This is a genomic window from Serratia proteamaculans, from assembly GCF_008830365.1.
GTDB lineage: Bacteria > Pseudomonadota > Gammaproteobacteria > Enterobacterales > Enterobacteriaceae > Serratia > Serratia proteamaculans.
Genome location: NZ_WBKI01000005.1, coordinates 190,150 through 207,628, shown reverse-complemented (window position 1 = coordinate 207,628; position 17,479 = coordinate 190,150). Strand labels below are relative to the sequence as shown.

12 protein-coding genes are annotated in these 17,479 nt (G+C 58.0%); all 12 read left to right on the top strand.

The genetic code is table 11. The features are described from left to right. The first annotated feature begins 146 nt into the window (after positions 1–146). The 12 genes from purL to F8R23_RS18315 all read left to right on the top strand — a co-directional run bounded on the left by purL (position 147) and on the right by F8R23_RS18315 (position 17,398). Complete coding sequence (gene purL, locus F8R23_RS18370; RefSeq protein WP_129938965.1) at positions 147–4,037, top strand: phosphoribosylformylglycinamidine synthase; 3,891 nt, start codon at positions 147–149, stop codon at positions 4,035–4,037. 800 nt (positions 4,038–4,837) lie between these two features. Beyond that, on the top strand, positions 4,838–6,274 hold the full coding sequence (locus tag F8R23_RS18365; protein ID WP_099062690.1) for a sensor histidine kinase: 1,437 nt from the start codon (positions 4,838–4,840) through the stop codon (positions 6,272–6,274). A 2-nt stretch (positions 6,275–6,276) separates the two neighbouring features. After that, positions 6,277–7,149: a two-component system QseEF-associated lipoprotein QseG gene (qseG, locus tag F8R23_RS18360; RefSeq protein WP_112348594.1), complete on the top strand. Its 873-nt coding sequence runs from the start codon at positions 6,277–6,279 to the stop codon at positions 7,147–7,149. Then, positions 7,146–8,483: a two-component system response regulator GlrR gene (glrR, locus tag F8R23_RS18355; protein WP_099062688.1), complete on the top strand. Its 1,338-nt coding sequence runs from the start codon at positions 7,146–7,148 to the stop codon at positions 8,481–8,483. The genes qseG and glrR overlap by 4 nt, the downstream gene beginning before the upstream one ends. 129 nt (positions 8,484–8,612) lie before the next feature. Continuing rightward, entirely contained in the window at positions 8,613–10,235 is a 1,623-nt protein-coding gene (locus tag F8R23_RS18350; RefSeq protein WP_129937417.1) for an NAD+ synthase, read from the top strand. Between the two features lie 10 nt (positions 10,236–10,245). After that, positions 10,246–10,584 (top strand): nitrogen regulatory protein P-II, encoded by a 339-nt coding sequence (gene glnB, locus F8R23_RS18345; RefSeq protein ID WP_004847623.1) that lies wholly within the window; start codon positions 10,246–10,248, stop codon positions 10,582–10,584. A gap of 269 nt (positions 10,585–10,853) precedes the next feature. Then, complete coding sequence (locus F8R23_RS18340; protein WP_112348596.1) at positions 10,854–11,777, top strand: LysR substrate-binding domain-containing protein; 924 nt, start codon at positions 10,854–10,856, stop codon at positions 11,775–11,777. 115 nt (positions 11,778–11,892) lie between these two features. Continuing rightward, a complete protein-coding gene (locus F8R23_RS18335) occupies positions 11,893–13,356 on the top strand; it encodes a gamma-aminobutyraldehyde dehydrogenase (RefSeq protein ID WP_129937416.1) in 1,464 nt (487 codons plus the stop codon). 61 nt (positions 13,357–13,417) lie between these two features. Further along, positions 13,418–14,572: a putative ABC transporter substrate-binding protein YdcS gene (gene ydcS, locus F8R23_RS18330; RefSeq protein WP_085118314.1), complete on the top strand. Its 1,155-nt coding sequence runs from the start codon at positions 13,418–13,420 to the stop codon at positions 14,570–14,572. 55 nt (positions 14,573–14,627) lie between these two features. Next, entirely contained in the window at positions 14,628–15,656 is a 1,029-nt protein-coding gene (locus F8R23_RS18325; RefSeq protein WP_129937415.1) for an ABC transporter ATP-binding protein, read from the top strand. 7 nt (positions 15,657–15,663) lie between these two features. After that, positions 15,664–16,602: an ABC transporter permease gene (locus tag F8R23_RS18320; protein WP_390900950.1), complete on the top strand. Its 939-nt coding sequence runs from the start codon at positions 15,664–15,666 to the stop codon at positions 16,600–16,602. Then, positions 16,592–17,398, top strand: a complete 807-nt coding sequence (locus F8R23_RS18315) for an ABC transporter permease (RefSeq protein WP_085118310.1) — start codon at positions 16,592–16,594, stop codon at positions 17,396–17,398. The genes F8R23_RS18320 and F8R23_RS18315 overlap by 11 nt, the downstream gene beginning before the upstream one ends. Positions 17,399–17,479 lie beyond the last annotated feature (81 nt).

The window sequence follows — 17,479 nt, the reverse complement described above, 5'->3', positions numbered from 1 at the left end:
CGACGACGCAGACAGCTTTTATTAATAATAGCTACGCAAACGGTTTCGTCGGCGGCGTAGATTCTCTATAATGGCGCGCGTTTTCCCCCTGTTGCGCCCAATGAAGTGCTGAAGTCAGTTGCTTCGAAGACGAGAGAACTTTGATTATGGAAATACTGCGTGGTTCGCCCGCTTTGTCGGCTTTTCGTGTTACCAAACTGCTGTCCCGCTGCCAGGACGCTCAACTCCCGGTCAGTGATATCTACGCCGAGTACGTCCACTTTGCTGATGTTAGCGCACCGTTAAATACCGAAGAGCACGCCAAGCTCGCTCGCTTGCTCAAGTACGGCCCCTCTCTCGCCGAACATGCCCCTGAAGGCCGCCTGCTGTTGGTGACGCCGCGTCCGGGTACCATTTCTCCGTGGTCTTCCAAAGCCAGCGATATTGCCCATAACTGCGGTTTGAAGCAGGTGCTGCGGCTGGAGCGCGGTCTGGCGTTCTACGTCAAGGCTGAGGCGCTGACCGAAGCACAATGGCAACAGCTTGCCGTACTGCTGCACGACCGCATGATGGAAACCGTCTTCAGCAGTCTGCAACAGGCCGAACAATTGTTCGCTCAGCATCAGCCGGCACCTTACCAGGCGGTCGACATGCTGGGGGAAGGGCGCAGCGCGCTGGAGCAGGCCAACCTCAAGCTGGGTCTGGCGCTGGCCGAGGACGAAATCGACTATCTGCTGAATGCCTTTACTGGTCTGGGGCGCAACCCGACGGATATCGAACTCTATATGTTCGCGCAGGCCAACTCTGAGCACTGCCGTCATAAGATTTTCAACGCCGACTGGATCATCGACGGTGAACAGCAGCCGAAGTCGCTGTTCAAAATGATCAAAAACACCTTCGAGCAGACGCCGGATTACGTGCTGTCGGCTTATAAAGACAATGCGGCCGTGATGGAGGGCTCGCAGGTCGGCCGTTTCTTCGCCGCGCCGGAAAATGGTCAGTATGATTATCATCAGGAAGAAGCCCATATCCTGATGAAGGTGGAAACCCATAACCACCCAACGGCGATCTCCCCATGGCCGGGTGCTGCTACCGGCTCCGGCGGTGAGATCCGTGATGAAGGCGCTACCGGTCGCGGTGCCAAACCCAAAGCCGGTCTGGTGGGCTTCTCGGTTTCCAACCTGCGTATTCCCGGCTTTGAACAGCCATGGGAGCAGGACTTCGGCAAACCGGACCGCATCGTTACCGCACTGGACATCATGACCGATGGCCCATTAGGCGGCGCGGCATTTAACAACGAATTCGGCCGTCCGGCGCTGGTGGGTTACTTCCGTACCTATGAAGAGCAGGTCAACAGCCATAACGGCGTGGAACTGCGTGGTTACCACAAGCCGATCATGCTGGCGGGCGGTATCGGTAACATCCGTGCCGACCACGTACAAAAAGCAGAAATTACCGTCGGTGCCAAACTGGTGGTGCTGGGCGGTCCGGCGATGAATATCGGCCTGGGCGGCGGTGCGGCATCTTCTATGGCCTCTGGCCAGTCCGACGCCGATCTGGATTTCGCCTCGGTACAGCGCGACAACCCGGAAATGGAACGTCGTTGCCAGGAAGTGATCGACCGTTGCTGGCAGTTGGGCGAGCAAAACCCGATTCTGTTTATCCACGATGTCGGTGCCGGCGGCTTGTCCAACGCCATGCCTGAACTGGTCAGCGATGGCGGCCGTGGTGGTCGTTTCGAACTGCGCGATATCCTGAACGACGAGCCGGGCATGAGCCCGCTGGAAGTCTGGTGTAACGAATCGCAGGAACGTTATGTGATGGCGATTGCCCCGGCGCAGATGGCGCAGTTTGACGAGATTTGCCGCCGTGAGCGCGCACCTTATGCGGTGATCGGTGAAGCTACCGAAGAGCAGCATCTGACGCTTAACGACAGCCATTTCGACAACCAACCGATCGACATGCCGCTGGACGTGCTGTTGGGCAAAACGCCGAAGATGACGCGTGACGTGACCCGTCTGCAGGCCAAAGGCCAGCCGCTACAGCGCGACGAGATCACCCTGACCGATGCGGTCAACCGTGTTCTGCACCTGCCGGCCGTCGCAGAGAAAACCTTCCTGATCACCATTGGCGACCGTACCGTGACTGGTATGGTGGCGCGCGATCAGATGGTGGGGCCGTGGCAGATCCCGGTGGCCGACTGTGCGGTCACTACCGCCAGCCTGGACAGTTACTACGGTGAAGCGATGTCGATCGGCGAACGTGCGCCGGTGGCGCTGCTGGACTTCGCCGCTTCTGGCCGCCTGGCGGTCGGAGAAGCCTTGACTAACCTGGCGGCAACCGAGATCGGTTCACTCAAGCGTGTGAAGCTTTCTGCTAACTGGATGGCGGCAGCCGGTCACCCGGGTGAAGATGCCGGCCTGTATGAAGCGGTGAAAGCGGTGGGCGAAGAGCTTTGTCCTGCTCTGGGCATCACGATTCCGGTGGGCAAAGACTCGATGTCGATGAAAACCCGCTGGCAGGAAGGTAACGAACAGCGCGAAATGACCTCGCCGTTGTCACTGGTGATCACCGGCTTTGCTCGCGTAGAAGACGTACGCCACACGGTGACGCCACAGTTGCGCACCGATAAAGGTGACAGCGCGCTGCTGCTGATAGATCTGGGTAACGGCCATAACGCGCTGGGTGCCACTGCGCTGGCGCAGGTTTATCGTCAACTGGGCGACAAACCGGCCGACGTGCGTAATGTTGAGCAACTGGCGGGCTTCTTCAATGCCATGCAGCAGTTGGTGGCCGATCGTGCGTTGCTGGCATACCACGACCGTTCTGATGGCGGCCTGCTGGTCACGCTGGCGGAAATGGCGTTTGCCGGTCACTGCGGTGTGCAGGTGGATATCAAAGGGCTGGGCGACGACGCACTGGCTGCGCTGTTCAACGAAGAGTTGGGCGCGGTGATCCAGGTCACGGCTGACCAGCTTGTAGCGGTGCAGCAGGTGTTTGCTCTGCACGGCCTGAAGGACAATGTTCACCACATCGGCAGCGTGCAGGCCGGGGATCGCTTTGTGATTACTCAGGGCGATAAAGCGGTGTACAGCGAAAGCCGTGCCACGCTGCGTACCTGGTGGGCGGAAACTACCTGGCAGATGCAGCGTCTGCGTGATAACCCGGAATGTGCCGATCAGGAGCACCAGGCCAAGCAGGATGAACGCGATCCTGGCCTGAACGTCAAACTGAGCTTCGCACCGGAAGAAGACGTTGCTGCGCCGTACATTGCCAAGGGCGCGCGCCCTAAAGTGGCGGTGCTGCGTGAGCAGGGGGTTAACTCTCACGTTGAGATGGCTGCGGCATTCCATCGCGCCGGTTTTGATGCGGTAGACGTTCACATGAGCGATTTGCTGGAAGGCCGTCGTGACCTGCAGGACTTCCATACGCTGGTGGCCTGCGGGGGCTTCTCATACGGTGACGTACTGGGCGCCGGTGAAGGTTGGGCGAAGTCGATTCTGTTCAACGATCGCGTTCGTGACGAGTTTGAGTCCTTCTTCCACCGTCCGCAAACCCTGGCGTTGGGCGTGTGTAATGGCTGTCAGATGATGTCGAACCTGCGCGACCTGATCCCGGGTGCTGAACACTGGCCGCGCTTCGTACGCAACCTGTCAGACCGTTTTGAAGCGCGTTTCAGCCTGGTGGAAGTGGCGGCCAGCCCGTCGCTGTTCATGCAGGGCATGGCGGGCTCACGCATGCCGATAGCCGTATCGCACGGTGAAGGGCACGTCGAAGTCCGTGATGCTGCGCATCTGGCAGCGCTGGAACACCATAACCTGGTGGCATTACGCTTTGTCGATAATGCCGGACAGATAACGGAAACCTACCCGGCGAACCCGAACGGGTCGCCGAACGGGATCACCGCAGTGACCAGTACCAATGGCCGCGCAACGGTGATGATGCCGCATCCAGAGCGGGTATTCCGCACCGTCAGCAACTCGTGGCATCCGGAAGAGTGGGGCGAAGACAGCCCGTGGATGCGCATGTTCCGCAACGCCCGTAAACAGCTGGGTTAAGCGAGCATTTAGCTCTAGCCCGAGGGGCGCAAGAGATTGCGCCCCTTTTTATTGTTCTGCGCGCTGGCGATTGTCTGCATTTTGCGACAGAGGTCACTTTCTCTGTCTCTAATAAGAGACATTTAACTAATTGATTTATAATGGTTAAAAATTAACTGGCTTAAGTTGTCGGTTTTTGACGACAGGATGACGTTTTTTTCTTCACCCGATGTGGCGTTAATTAGCGGTTTTTGACAAAGAATTAAATTTTTATCCATATATATCAGTGAATTAAAAATAACTTGAAAAGTTGGCACGCTAAGTGCATTATTCTTCCCAGTTGCTCATTCAACTTTTTATGACGGCCCCGTATTTAGACGGAACAGTTGCCTCATAAGCCTCCGAATGATGCCAAAGAAATGGTGCCTATCGTCCAACCAAACCGATAACAGACGCGCAAGCGCTTTATCAAGCATCGGGCGACACGTGGAGTGAGGCACCGCCTGTATCCAACTGTGATGAATGTTCATCAATCTCGGATACTTACGGATGTTATTCGTCCTGTTCGATGCCAGCCTTGTGCTACATCACCCTGGGGACGAGATTCAAGGGCATCCACACTTTCTTGCGATGGGGCAGCCCTGCCCCAGCGTCAAACCTTAACGTTATGCCTACCTCTATCTTCATCCGTTATCGATAGTTTCAAACACAAACTCCTACTTATGGCTCGCTGACCTGTATTTTCCGGACGCTCCGCTGAACGCCGGGCTTTCCTCTCATCGGCGACTCGGTTAGCATCGGAGCAGACTAGAGACAATGAGATGATTTCGTTGAAAAGATGGCGTTTATTTCCCCGCTCACTGCGCCAACTGGTGCTGATGGCGTTCTTGTTGGTGTTGTTGCCACTGCTGGTTCTGGCCTATCAGGCTTACCAGAGCCTGGATCATCTCAGCGCTCAGGCGGCGGACATCAACCGCACCACGCTGGTGGATGCGCGACGTAGTGAGGCGATGACCAGCGTGGCGTTGGAAATGGAACGCAGCTATCGCCAGTACTGCGTGCTGGTCGATCCTACCCTGGCTCGGCTATATCAGAATCAGCGCAAACAGTATTCGCAGATGCTCGATGCCCACGCGCCGATCCTGCCGGATGAACGCTATTATCAAACCTTGCGCGACCTGCTAACCCAACTGGCGGCGATTAAATGCCAGAACAGCGGCCCGGACTCGCAGGCTTCGACGCTGCTGGAGTCTTTCTCGCGCTCCAATGCCGAGATGGTACAGGCCACGCGCGCCGTGGTGTTCTCTCGCGGCCAGCAGTTGCAGCAGGCGATCGCCGAGCGCGGCCAGTTCTTCGGTTGGCAGGCGCTGATGCTGTTCCTGGTCAGCGTAATGCTGGTGGTGCTGTTTACCCGGATGATTATCGGCCCGGTAAAAGCGGTCGAGCGAATGATCAACCGTCTGGGGGAAGGGCGGGCGTTGGGCAGTACCGCCTTATTTAAAGGGCCGCGTGAACTGCGTTCGTTGGCACAGCGCATTATCTGGTTGAGTGAACGTTTGGCGTGGCTGGAGTCGCAGCGGCATGAGTTCCTGCGCCATATCTCGCATGAGTTGAAGACGCCGTTGGCCAGCATGCGTGAGGGCACCGAACTGCTGGCGGACGAAGTGGCCGGTCCGCTGACCTCAGATCAAAAAGAGGTGGTGGCCATTCTCGACGGCAGCAGTCGCCACCTGCAGCAACTGATTGAACAACTGCTGGATTACAACCGCAAACTGGCCGATGGTCCGGCAGAACATGAGAATGTCGAGCTGGAAGGGATGGTCGAAATGGTGGTGGCTGCGCACAGTTTGCCGGCGCGGGCAAAAATGATCGGCACCGAGATCCAACTGGATGCGGAAATCTGCTGGGCTGAGCCTACGCTATTAATGCGCGTGCTGGATAATCTCTACTCCAATGCGGTGCACTACGGCAAGGAATCCGGTAACATTTGGATCCGCAGCCGTCAGGTTGGGCAAAGGGTGCAGATTGATGTCGCTAACAGCGGCACGCCGATCCCCGAAGCCGAGAAAACCATGATTTTTGAGCCTTTTTTCCAGGGGAGTCACCAGCGAAAAGGGGCAGTAAAAGGAAGCGGTCTGGGGTTGAGCATCGCGCAGGATTGTATCCGCCGCATGCGTGGCGAACTGCAGTTGGTTGAAGTCGCCGGCGCAGACGTCTGCTTCCGTATTGAATTGCCATTAACCGCCGAGAATGAATAATAATGTACACATGGTCTAAACGCCTTCGTCTCTCGCAGACCGAACGTTCACCGCGTGCCACACAGGGCACGCCGCTCGGCAAGCGTCGATTATCCTTTTTAGGCAGCGTTCTTTTTATGCCGTTTCTGCTAGCGGGCTGCGTCGATCGTGCGGTCAGCGGTGGCCTGAATCAGCCGCAGCAGGAAGCGATCCCGGACACCAAAGTGGTGGATTACCGCATCGCAGCGTGCGACACCCTGTGGCCGCTCGACGAAAAAGACGCGTTGAATAACTCACTTTACTGGCTGCGCGCCATGGACTGCGCCGATCGTATCGGTTCAACCCAGGCGCGTGCGCTGGCGAAAACTTTGCCCGGCAACAGTTGGGACGGTATTTTCAAGCAAAGCATTCTGTTGGGCAGCGCCGAGCCGACCTCGGGCGAACGCCGCCAGATGATCGATCGCCTGAACAGTTATCGCATGGAGTTCCCAAGTTCCCTGCGCCCGCTGTTGCAGCTGTGGCGTCAACAGCAGGTGCTGCAGATCACCCTGTTTGATGAAAAGGCACGCTATCAGCACCTGCAGGAAAGCTCCGACAGCCAGATCGATACGCTGCGTCAGAGCCAGGTGCGTCTACAGGCGCAGCTGCAGGATACTTCACGCAAGCTGGAAAACCTGACCGATATCGAACGTCAGCTCTCTTCACGCAAGCAGTTGCAGAGTGACATCCCGGACAACAGCGGGACACAGCAAAAAACCGACGCCACGGGTAAGAAAGTCGCGCCGGCCAAGGCCGAAGAGTCGGACGCTGAACCGGAGAAGGGCACCGCCCTGCCGGTGGAGCCGGAAGACACTTACGCGCCGCCCCCCGCTAACAAGGAGTCTCACGCGCAATGACCGCACGCAAACCGGCCAATTTGTTATTGGTTGACGACGATCCCAGCCTGCTCAAGCTGCTGGGGATGCGCCTGACCAGCGAAGGTTTCCATGTCACTACCGCCGAAAGCGGCCAGGAAGCGCTGCGCCTGTTAGGGCGTGAGAAGATTGATCTGGTGATCAGCGACCTGCGGATGGATGAAATGGACGGCATGGCGCTGTTTGTCGAGATCCAAAAGCATCAGCCGGGCATGCCGGTGATCATCCTGACCGCCCATGGCTCGATCCCGGACGCGGTGGCGGCTACCCAGCAAGGGGTATTTAGCTTCCTGACCAAACCGGTGGATCGCGATGCGCTGTACAAAGCCATTGACGATGCGCTGTCGTTGTCACTGCCGGCCGGTGATGACAGCTGGCGTGAAGACATTGTCACCCGCAGCCCGATTATGCTGCGCCTGCTGGAGCAGGCAAAAATGGTGGCGCAGTCGGACGTCAGCGTATTGATTAACGGCCACAGCGGCACTGGTAAAGAGGTGCTGGCACAGGCTATCCACGGCGCCAGCCCGCGTGGCAAGAAGGCCTTTATCGCCATTAACTGCGGCGCGTTACCGGAGCAGTTGCTGGAGTCCGAACTGTTTGGCCATGCCAAAGGGGCCTTTACCGGCGCGGTCAGCAGCCGCGAGGGGTTGTTCCAGGCGGCGGCAGGCGGCACGCTGTTCCTCGACGAGATCGGCGATATGCCGCTTTCACTGCAGGTTAAGTTGTTGCGAGTTTTGCAGGAGCGCAAGGTGCGCCCGCTGGGCAGCAACCGCGATCTGGACATTGACGTCCGCATTATTTCCGCCACTCACCGCGATCTGCAAAAGGCGATGGCGAAAAACGAATTCCGCGAGGATTTGTACTACCGCCTGAACGTGGTGAACCTGAAGATCCCGGCGTTGAATGAGCGGGCCGAGGATATCCCGTTGCTGGCCAATCATTTGTTGCGTGAATCCGCCAAGCGCCATAAGCCGTTTGTCCGCAGTTTCTCAACGGATGCCATGAAACGCCTGATGACCGCCACCTGGCCGGGCAACGTGCGCCAACTGGTGAACGTGATCGAACAGTGTGTGGCCTTGACCTCTGCGCCGGTGATCAGTGAAGCGCTGGTTGAGCAGGCGCTGGAAGGCGAAAATACCGCCTTGCCGACCTTTGTCGAGGCGCGCAATCAGTTTGAATTGCACTATCTGCGCAAGCTGTTGCAAATCACCAAGGGTAACGTGACCCAGGCCGCGCGCATGGCGGGGCGCAACCGTACCGAGTTTTATAAATTGCTGTCGCGCCATGAACTGGACGCCAACGATTTTAAAGAATGATGTTTTCCGCCGCAGCCTGCGCGCGCAGGTTCTCAACAAACGCGGCGGAATGATTTACACTCCGTTCTCTTGTTTGCGGCATGGCCCAACACAGAGCACCATGGAACGTATTAAGCGGGATCCTAAACAATGAGCAGATCACTTTCCATCGCACTGGCCCAGCTAAATCTGCTGGTCGGTGACATTGAAGGCAACACCGAACGCATGTTGCAAACCGTGCAAGAGCAGCAGAAGGCGGGAGCCGATCTGGTCATGTTCACCGAGTTGGCGCTCTCCGGCTATCCGCCGGAAGACCTGCTGTACCGCAACGATTTTTATCAGCGTTGTGACGTGCAGTTGCACCGTTTGCAGCAGGCATCCGCCGAGGTTGCCATTCTGGTTGGCCACCCGTGGCGCGAAGGCGACAAGCTGTATAATGCGCTGTCGCTGTTCTCCGAAGGGCAGTTGCTGACGCGTTACTTCAAGCAGCAGTTGCCGAACTACGGCGTTTTCGATGAAAAACGCTACTTCGAGGCCGGTAACGAAACCTGTGTGGTAGAGCTGAAAGGCTATCAATTGGGCCTGCTGATTTGCGAAGATTTGTGGTTCCCGGAACCGGTGGATGCCGCCAAGGCGGCCGGTGCCGAAATGATTTTGTCGATCAATGCCTCGCCGTACAACCGTGAAAAGCCGTATATCCGCAAGACGCTGATGGCCGGTCATTGCCAGCGTACTCATCTGCCGCTGGTGTATCTGAATCAGATCGGTGGGCAGGATGAACTGATTTTCGACGGCTGCTCGAAGGTATTCGACGCAGCTGGCAACATGACCCACCGCCTGACGGCGTTTGCCGAGCAGGTGACCCTGCTTGAGCTCAATGAGCTGGAGGTGGTGCCGATGACCGCTCCGGCCGCCGAGCTGCCGCAGTTGGCACAGGTGTACGAAGCCCTGGTGTTGGCGGTGCGTGATTACGTGACCAAAAACGGCTTTAAGGGCGCGGTGTTGGGGCTGTCCGGCGGTATCGATTCGGCGCTGACGTTGGCGATTGCCGTCGATGCATTGGGCAAAGACAAAGTGCAGGCGCTGATGATGCCGTTCCGTTACACCGCGGATATCAGTATCGCCGATGCGAAGGAAGAAGCGGAAATCCTCGGCATTGAGTTCGACATCGTCTCCATTGAACCTATGTTCGATGCCTTTATGGGCCAGCTGACGCCAATGTTTGCCGGTACCGAACGCGACACCACCGAAGAAAACCTGCAGGCACGCTGCCGTGGCGTGGTGTTGATGGCGCTGTCCAACAAACGCCGCAGCATCGTGTTGACCACCGGCAACAAAAGCGAGATGGCCGTAGGCTACGCCACGCTGTATGGTGATATGGCGGGTGGCTTCGACGTGCTGAAGGACGTACCGAAAACGCTGGTGTTCAAGCTGTCCGAATACCGCAATACCGTCTCATACGTGATCCCGCAGCGGGTTATCGATCGTCCGCCGTCCGCCGAGCTGGCACCGGATCAGCTCGATCAGGACAGCCTACCGCCGTACGACATTCTGGATGCGATTCTGGAAGGTTATGTCGAGCGCGATAAGTCGGTCGCTGATCTGGTGGCTGAAGGTTTCGACGAGGCGATCGTGCGCAAAGTTATTCGCCTGGTGGATATCAACGAATACAAACGGCGTCAGGCCGCCGTTGGGCCGCGCATCACCGCTCGCAATTTCGGCAAAGACCGCCGCTACCCAATCACATCCGGCTTTGGCCGCAAAAATTGGTAAAGGAAACAAGATGAAAAAGATCGACGCTATTATCAAGCCGTTCAAACTGGATGATGTTCGTGAAGCGCTGGCTGAGGTTGGCATTACCGGGATGACCGTTACCGAAGTGAAAGGCTTTGGCCGCCAGAAGGGCCACACCGAGCTGTACCGTGGCGCGGAGTACATGGTCGATTTTCTGCCGAAGGTGAAAATTGAGATCGTGGTGGCCGACGATATCGTCGATACCTGCGTAGAGACCATTATGCAGACTGCACAAACCGGTAAAATCGGCGACGGCAAAATCTTTGTCTTCGACGTGGCGCGAGTCGTGCGCATCCGTACCGGCGAGCAGGACGAAGAAGCGATCTAATTTATTGAGATACCCGGGCCTAGCGCACCGAGGGGCGCTCTCCCTAATAATAGATTTTATTTGTTAGTTGTTTGAGGGCGCAGTTCATACTGCGCCCTTGTTGTTTCTGCCATTCCCCCTTGAACCCGCGGTTTTATTCTCCAGTCTCAGTCATTCCTGTGGTTAGCATTCTAAAAAAGCGAAGGCTGTCGCGTTTTGGATGGTTTTTCCGATCGCTTTTCGCACGGCATCTACACTCAACCCAACTGTTTTAATTAAGGTTGTTACCTATGATGACGCTGCGCCAAATCCGCCATTTTATTGCCGTGGCGGAAACCGGTTCGATCTCCGCCGCCGCGCAGGCGGTGTTTGTCTCCCAATCCTCGCTGACGCTGGCCATTCAGCAGTTGGAAACCGACATCGGCGTGCGACTGTTTGATCGCCACGCCAAGGGTATGAACCTGACGCACCAGGGCCACCAGTTTCTGCGCCAGTCTTATCTGATCCTCGCGACGGTGGATAACGCCAAGCGCAGCCTGCAACTGGGGACCGAAAGCCTGACCGGCAAGCTGACCATCGGCGTGACCAGCCTGGTGGCCGGGTACTTTTTGGTCGAGCTGTTGAAGCGGTTTAAATCGGCTTACCCCAACGTTACCCTTCAGGTGATCGAAGACGAACGCCCGTATATTGAGCATCTGCTGGTGAGTGGAGAGATAGATATCGGCGTGCTGATCCTGTCGAATATCGAAGACCGCGATGCGCTGCAGACCGAAGTGCTGATGCATTCGCCTTATCGCCTGTGGCTGCCGCCGCTGCATCCGTTGCTTGATCATGAAAGCATCGGCCTGACGGACGTGGCGAAACTGCCGTTGATCCAGCTTAACGCCGATGAAATGGACGTCCATGCGCGGCGCATCTGGGCACGCGCCGGTGTAAAACCGGAGATTGCCATGAAAACCGCATCGACGGAGGCGGTGCGTAGCCTGGTAGCGGCAGGCATGGGCGTTTCGATCCTGCCGGACATGGCCTACCGCGCCTGGTCGCTGGAAGGCAACATGATTGAGGCACGCAAGCTGGTGGATCTGCTGGAGCCGCTGGACATCGGTCTGGCCTGGCGACGTGGCAGTGCGCGGCCGGAGCTGGTCACGCCGTTCCTTACCATTGCGCGTGAGAACGGCAATATGCATGCCGCTGGGTTGAAGCATTCGATTTAATCGAACGCGGCGTTCAGTATTTAGAATTTGTTGGCTGCTTGAGGCTCGCTTAGTCTGATCAAAACTAACTTATTCACATTTAGTTAACGTTTTGGTCACTTAGAGGCGATACGCGATGGCAGATGTGCACCTCCTTTCAGGTTTATCCTGTCAGCAATTCATTAACGGTCAGTCGGTCGAAGGCGAAGGCCAGCAAGAGTGCATCGTTAATCCCGCCAATGGCGAAACGCTGGTTTCCATCACCGAAGCCTCATCGGCACAGGTTGGCAGTGCGGTCAAAGCGGCACAGCAGGCTTTCGGCCACTGGTCGCGCACCACGCCGGCCTACCGTGCTGCTATTCTGCTGCGCATTGCCGACGCCATCGAACGGCAGGCCGGGCGTCTGGCCGGTCTGGAGGCGCTCAACTGCGGCAAGCCGTTGCATCAGGCGCTCAATGACGATCTGCCGGCTGCCGTCGATGTGTTCCGGTTCTTTGCCGGCGCGGTGCGCACCCAGCAGGGACAACTGGCCGGTGAATATATTGAAGGACACACTTCGATGATCCGCCGCGACCCGATCGGCGTGGTGGCCTCGATTGCGCCGTGGAACTACCCACTGATGATGGCGGCGTGGAAGATCGCGCCGGCGCTGGCGGCGGGTAACACCGTGGTATTCAAACCTTCCGAACATACTCCGCTGACCATTCTGGCGCTGGTGCCTGCGTTGCAGGACATCCTGCCACCGGGCGTGCTGAATATCATTTACGGCGGCGGGGAAGGGGTCGGCAGCCATCTGGTCGGTCATCCTCAGGTGCGGCTGGTATCGGTCACCGGCGACATCGTCACCGGGCAAAAAATTTTGCAGGCCGCGGCGAAAAGCGTCAAACGTACCCACCTCGAGCTGGGCGGTAAGGCTCCGGTGATTGTTTGCGACGACGCCGACCTAGATGAAGTGGTCAACAGCATCCGCACCTATGGCTACTACAACGCCGGACAAGACTGCACCGCCGCCTGCCGCATCTACGCGCAGGCGGGGATCTATCCCAAGCTGGTGGAGGCGCTGGGCGAGGCGGTTGCCAGCCTGCGTTTTGCCCGCAAACGCGATGAAGACAACGAAATCGGCCCGCTGATCAGCAGCCGCCAACGCGATCGCGTCGCCAGCTTTGTCGAGCGGGCGCTCAGCCAGCCACATATTGAACTGATCACCGGCGCTGCCGCGCATTCCGGCCCTGGCTTCTACTACCAACCCACGCTGCTGGCCGGCTGCCTGCAAAGCGACGAAATCGTCCAGCGCGAGGTGTTCGGCCCGGTGGTGAGCGTCACCCGCTTCGAATATCTGGAGCAGGCGGTCAACTGGGCAAACGATTCTGAATACGGCCTGGCCTCGTCGGTCTGGACGCAGAATATCGATCGGGCGCTGCATATTGCCGCGCATCTGCAATACGGCAGCACCTGGATCAATACCCATTTCACCCTGGCGAGTGAGATGCCGCACGGGGGCCTGAAACGCTCCGGCTACGGCAAAGATCTTTCCAGTGATTCACTGCAAGACTACAGCGTGGTCAGACACGTCATGGCGAAGTTTAAAGCCGCCTTCTAATAAAACCAGGGCGGCAGCCGTTCCCTGCCGCACACAGATACGCAACACAGGGGTAATTACGATGGGAAAAACTACCGCAGTCACCACCACAGTTTCCGCACTCTGTTTCACCGTGCTTTGTGGCCTGGCCCAGGCGGCCGACTTGCCGCAGGCGCTGGGTAAAGGCGAAGGGCGACTGGATATCATCGCCTGGCCCGGCTATATCGAACGCGGTCAGTCCGATAAAAACTATGACTGGGTCAGCCAGTTTGAAAAACAAACTAGCTGTGCGGTGAATGTGAAAACCGCCGCTACCTCCGATGAAATGGTCAGCCTGATGGCCAAGGGCGGATATGACCTGGTCACCGCTTCCGGCGACGCCTCGTTACGCCTGATCTTCGGTAAGCGGGTGCAGCCGATCAACCCTGCGCTGATCCCCAACTGGAAAAACATCGACCCGCGCCTGCTGAACGGGGCCTGGTACACCGTAGACGGCAAAACCTACGGCACACCCTATCAGTGGGGGCCAAACCTGCTGATGTACAACACCAAAACCTTCCCGACGCCGCCAGACAGTTGGGCGGTGGTGTTCCAGCAACAGAACCTGCCTGACGGCAAGACCAATCAGGGCCGGGTACAGGCTTATGACGGGCCGATTTACATCGCCGATGCGGCGCTGTTCCTGAAGGCTACGCAGCCGCAGCTTGGTATCAGCGATCCGTACCAGTTGAACGAAGAGCAATATCAGGCGGCATTGAAGATATTGCGCACCCAGCATGCGTTGATTCACCGCTACTGGCATGACACCTCGGTACAGATGAGTGATTTCAAAAACGAAGGTGTCGTGGCCTCCAGCGCTTGGCCGTATCAGGCCAATGCCCTGAAAGGAGAAGGCCAGCCGATTGGCACCGTGTTCCCGAAAGAGGGCGTTACCGGCTGGGCGGACACCACCATGCTGCACGCTGACGCCAAACACCCGAACTGTGCTTATCTGTGGATGAACTGGTCGCTGGAGCCAAAAGTGCAGGGCGACGTTGCCGCCTGGTTTGGTTCGGTACCGGCTTCTCCGGCAGGCTGCAAGGCCAGTACGCTGCTGGGCGACAAGGGTTGTGAAACCAACGGCTTCAACCAGTTCGACAAGATTGCCTTCTGGAAAACGCCGCAGGCGCAGGGCGGCAAGTTCGTGCCGTACAGCCGCTGGACTCAGGACTATATCGCCATCATGGGCGGTCGGTAACCCGCGGAGGGCGTAGCCTGCTACGCCCGATGAATGCCTATCAGGAGCGCAGATCATGACCATTGCCGTACAATTTATCGATGTTTCGCGGAGCTTCGGCGACGTTCGTGCCGTGGACCGGGTTTCTATCGAAATACAAGATGGGGAATTCTTCTCCATGCTCGGGCCTTCCGGTTCGGGCAAAACCACCTGCCTGCGACTGATCGCCGGCTTTGAACAACTCAGCGCCGGTTCGATCCGTATTCACGGCCAGGAAGCGGCCAATCTGCCGCCGTATCAGCGTGACGTGAATACCGTCTTCCAGGATTATGCGCTGTTCCCGCACATGTCGGTGCTGGAAAACGTGGCCTACGGATTGATGGTGAAAGGCGTCGCCAAGCGTGAAAGGTTGGCGCGCGCACAGGAAGCGCTGGACAGTGTGGCGTTGGGGTTCGTCGCCGAACGCAAACCGGCGCACCTTTCCGGTGGTCAGCGGCAGCGTGTGGCACTGGCCCGCGCGCTGGTTAACCGACCACGGGTGCTGTTGCTGGATGAACCCCTTGGCGCGCTGGATCTCAAGCTGCGTGAACAGATGCAGGGCGAACTGAAAAAGCTGCAGCGCCAATTGGGGATCACCTTTATTTTCGTCACCCACGACCAGAGCGAAGCGCTGTCGATGTCGGATCGGGTGGCGGTGTTCAATAACGGGCGTATCGAGCAGGTGGACGCGCCACGTGAACTGTATATGCGGCCGAAGACGCCGTTTGTCGCCGAATTTGTCGGGACTTCCAACGTGGTGCGCAGCGAACTGGCGCAGCGCTTGCTCGGCCAGACCGCCACTTTCTCGATCCGCCCCGAGCATATTCGCCTGGTGGATATGACCGGTGCCGTACAGGGCGAAGTTCAGGTGCAGGGCACGCTGCAAGAGATCCATTATCAGGGCGCGGCGACGCGTTATGAAATTGCGCTGAGCAGCGGTGAAAAACTGCTGGTCAGCGAGGCGAATCCTCAGTGGCACGCCGCCGGACAGCAGCATGTGATCGGTCAGCCGGTCACCGCCTGCTGGTCGCGTGAGGCGATGGTACCGCTGCTGGAGGAGAGGTGAGATGGAGATGAGCATCGACTATTCCGCGCCGCGCCGCGGTACCTTGCGCGCCCTGTCGACCTTTCTCTACCGCCGGCCGACGCTGTACCTGCTGCTGTTACTGGTGCCGCCGTTGCTGTGGTTCGGTGCGGTGTACCTCGGCTCATTATTGACGCTGTTGTGGCAGGGGTTCTATACCTTCGACGATTTCACCATGACGGTGACGCCGGATCTGACCTTCGATAATCTGCGGGCGCTGTTTAACCCGGCCAACTACGACATCATTCTGCGCACGCTGACGATGGCGGTGCTGGTGTCATTGGCCAGTGCGGTGCTGGCGTTCCCGATTGCCTATTACATGGCGCGTTACACCAGTGGCCGCGTCAAGGCGTTCTTTTATATCGCGGTGATGATGCCGATGTGGGCCAGCTATATCGTCAAGGCCTATGCCTGGACGCTGCTGCTGGCAAAGGATGGCGTGGCGCAGTGGTTCCTGCAGCATCTGGGGTTGGAGCCGGTACTGGCAGCGATCCTGACCGTACCGGGCGTCGGCGGCAATACCCTGTCGACATCCGGGCTGGGGCGTTTTCTGGTGTTTGTCTATATCTGGCTGCCGTTTATGATCCTGCCGATCCAGGCGGCGCTGGAACGTCTGCCACCTTCGTTGCTGCACGCTTCGGCGGATCTGGGTGCACGCCCGTCGCAGACTTTCCGTTACGTGATCCTGCCGCTGGCGGTGCCAGGCATTGCCGCCGGGTCGATCTTCACCTTCTCGCTGACGCTGGGGGACTTTATTGTGCCGCAGCTGGTGGGGCCGCCGGGGTATTTCATCGGCAGCATGGTGTACGCCCAGCAAGGGGCGATCGGCAATATGCCGATGGCAGCAGCCTTTACCCTGGTGCCGATTGTGTTGATCGCGATTTATCTGTCCATTGTGAAACGTCTGGGGGCCTTCGATGCACTCTGAGCGCGCGCCATTAGGGCTGAAACTGGCCGCCTGGGGCGGTCTGATTTTCCTGCATTTCCCGCTGGCGATTATCGCCATCTATGCCTTCAACACCGAGGACGCGGCGTTCAGCTTCCCACCGAAGGGCTTCACGCTGCATTGGTTTAGCGTTGCTGCCGGTCGGCAGGACATTATCGATGCGATGCTGCTTTCTGCACAAATTGCCGCGCTGGCGACGGCGGTAGCGCTGGTACTGGGCACCCTGGCAGCGGCGGCGCTGTACCGGCGTGATTTCTTCGGTAAAGACAGCATTTCACTGTTGCTGCTGTTACCGATCGCGCTACCGGGCATTGTTACCGGTCTGGCGCTGCTGGCGGCGTTCAAGGCACTGAATATCGAACCGGGGGTGCTGACCATCGTGATTGGCCATGCCACCTTCTGCGTGGTGATCGTGTTCAACAACGTCATCGCTCGTTTCCGCCGGACGTCCCATAGCCTGATCGAGGCGTCAATGGATCTCGGCGCCGACGGCTGGCAAACCTTCCGCTACGTGATGCTACCCAATCTGGGTTCGGCGTTGCTGGCCGGTGGCATGCTGGCATTCGCGCTGTCGTTTGATGAAATCATCGTCACCACCTTTACCGCCGGACATGAGCGCACGTTGCCGCTGTGGCTGCTGAACCAGCTTGGCCGCCCACGCGATGTGCCCATCACCAACGTGGTGGCACTGTCGGTGATGTTGTTGACCATGTTCCCGATTTTGGGGGCCTATTACCTGACCAAGGGCGGCGAAAGCGTCGCCGGCAGCGGCAAATAACTTTCCCCTTCGTCTTTCAAGCTGCAGCGTTGTTGGCTGCGAGTGTAAACCCCAGTCACTTATTTTGTATAAGCTCCGGGG

Bases quoted from the DNA above. Each gene is read 5' to 3' on its own strand.
- ydcS (WP_085118314.1), top strand. From the start codon at position 13,418: ATGGGAAAAACTACCGCAGTCACCACCACAGTTTCCGCACTCTGTTTC.
- F8R23_RS18340 (WP_112348596.1), top strand. From the start codon at position 10,854: ATGATGACGCTGCGCCAAATCCGCCATTTTATTGCCGTGGCGGAAACC.
- F8R23_RS18320 (WP_390900950.1), top strand. From the start codon at position 15,664: ATGAGCATCGACTATTCCGCGCCGCGCCGCGGTACCTTGCGCGCCCTG.
- F8R23_RS18365 (WP_099062690.1), top strand. From the start codon at position 4,838: ATGATTTCGTTGAAAAGATGGCGTTTATTTCCCCGCTCACTGCGCCAA.
- F8R23_RS18335 (WP_129937416.1), top strand. From the start codon at position 11,893: ATGGCAGATGTGCACCTCCTTTCAGGTTTATCCTGTCAGCAATTCATT.
- F8R23_RS18350 (WP_129937417.1), top strand. From the start codon at position 8,613: ATGAGCAGATCACTTTCCATCGCACTGGCCCAGCTAAATCTGCTGGTC.
- glnB (WP_004847623.1), top strand. From the start codon at position 10,246: ATGAAAAAGATCGACGCTATTATCAAGCCGTTCAAACTGGATGATGTT.
- glrR (WP_099062688.1), top strand. From the start codon at position 7,146: ATGACCGCACGCAAACCGGCCAATTTGTTATTGGTTGACGACGATCCC.
- F8R23_RS18315 (WP_085118310.1), top strand. From the start codon at position 16,592: ATGCACTCTGAGCGCGCGCCATTAGGGCTGAAACTGGCCGCCTGGGGC.
- F8R23_RS18325 (WP_129937415.1), top strand. From the start codon at position 14,628: ATGACCATTGCCGTACAATTTATCGATGTTTCGCGGAGCTTCGGCGAC.
- qseG (WP_112348594.1), top strand. From the start codon at position 6,277: ATGTACACATGGTCTAAACGCCTTCGTCTCTCGCAGACCGAACGTTCA.
- purL (WP_129938965.1), top strand. From the start codon at position 147: ATGGAAATACTGCGTGGTTCGCCCGCTTTGTCGGCTTTTCGTGTTACC.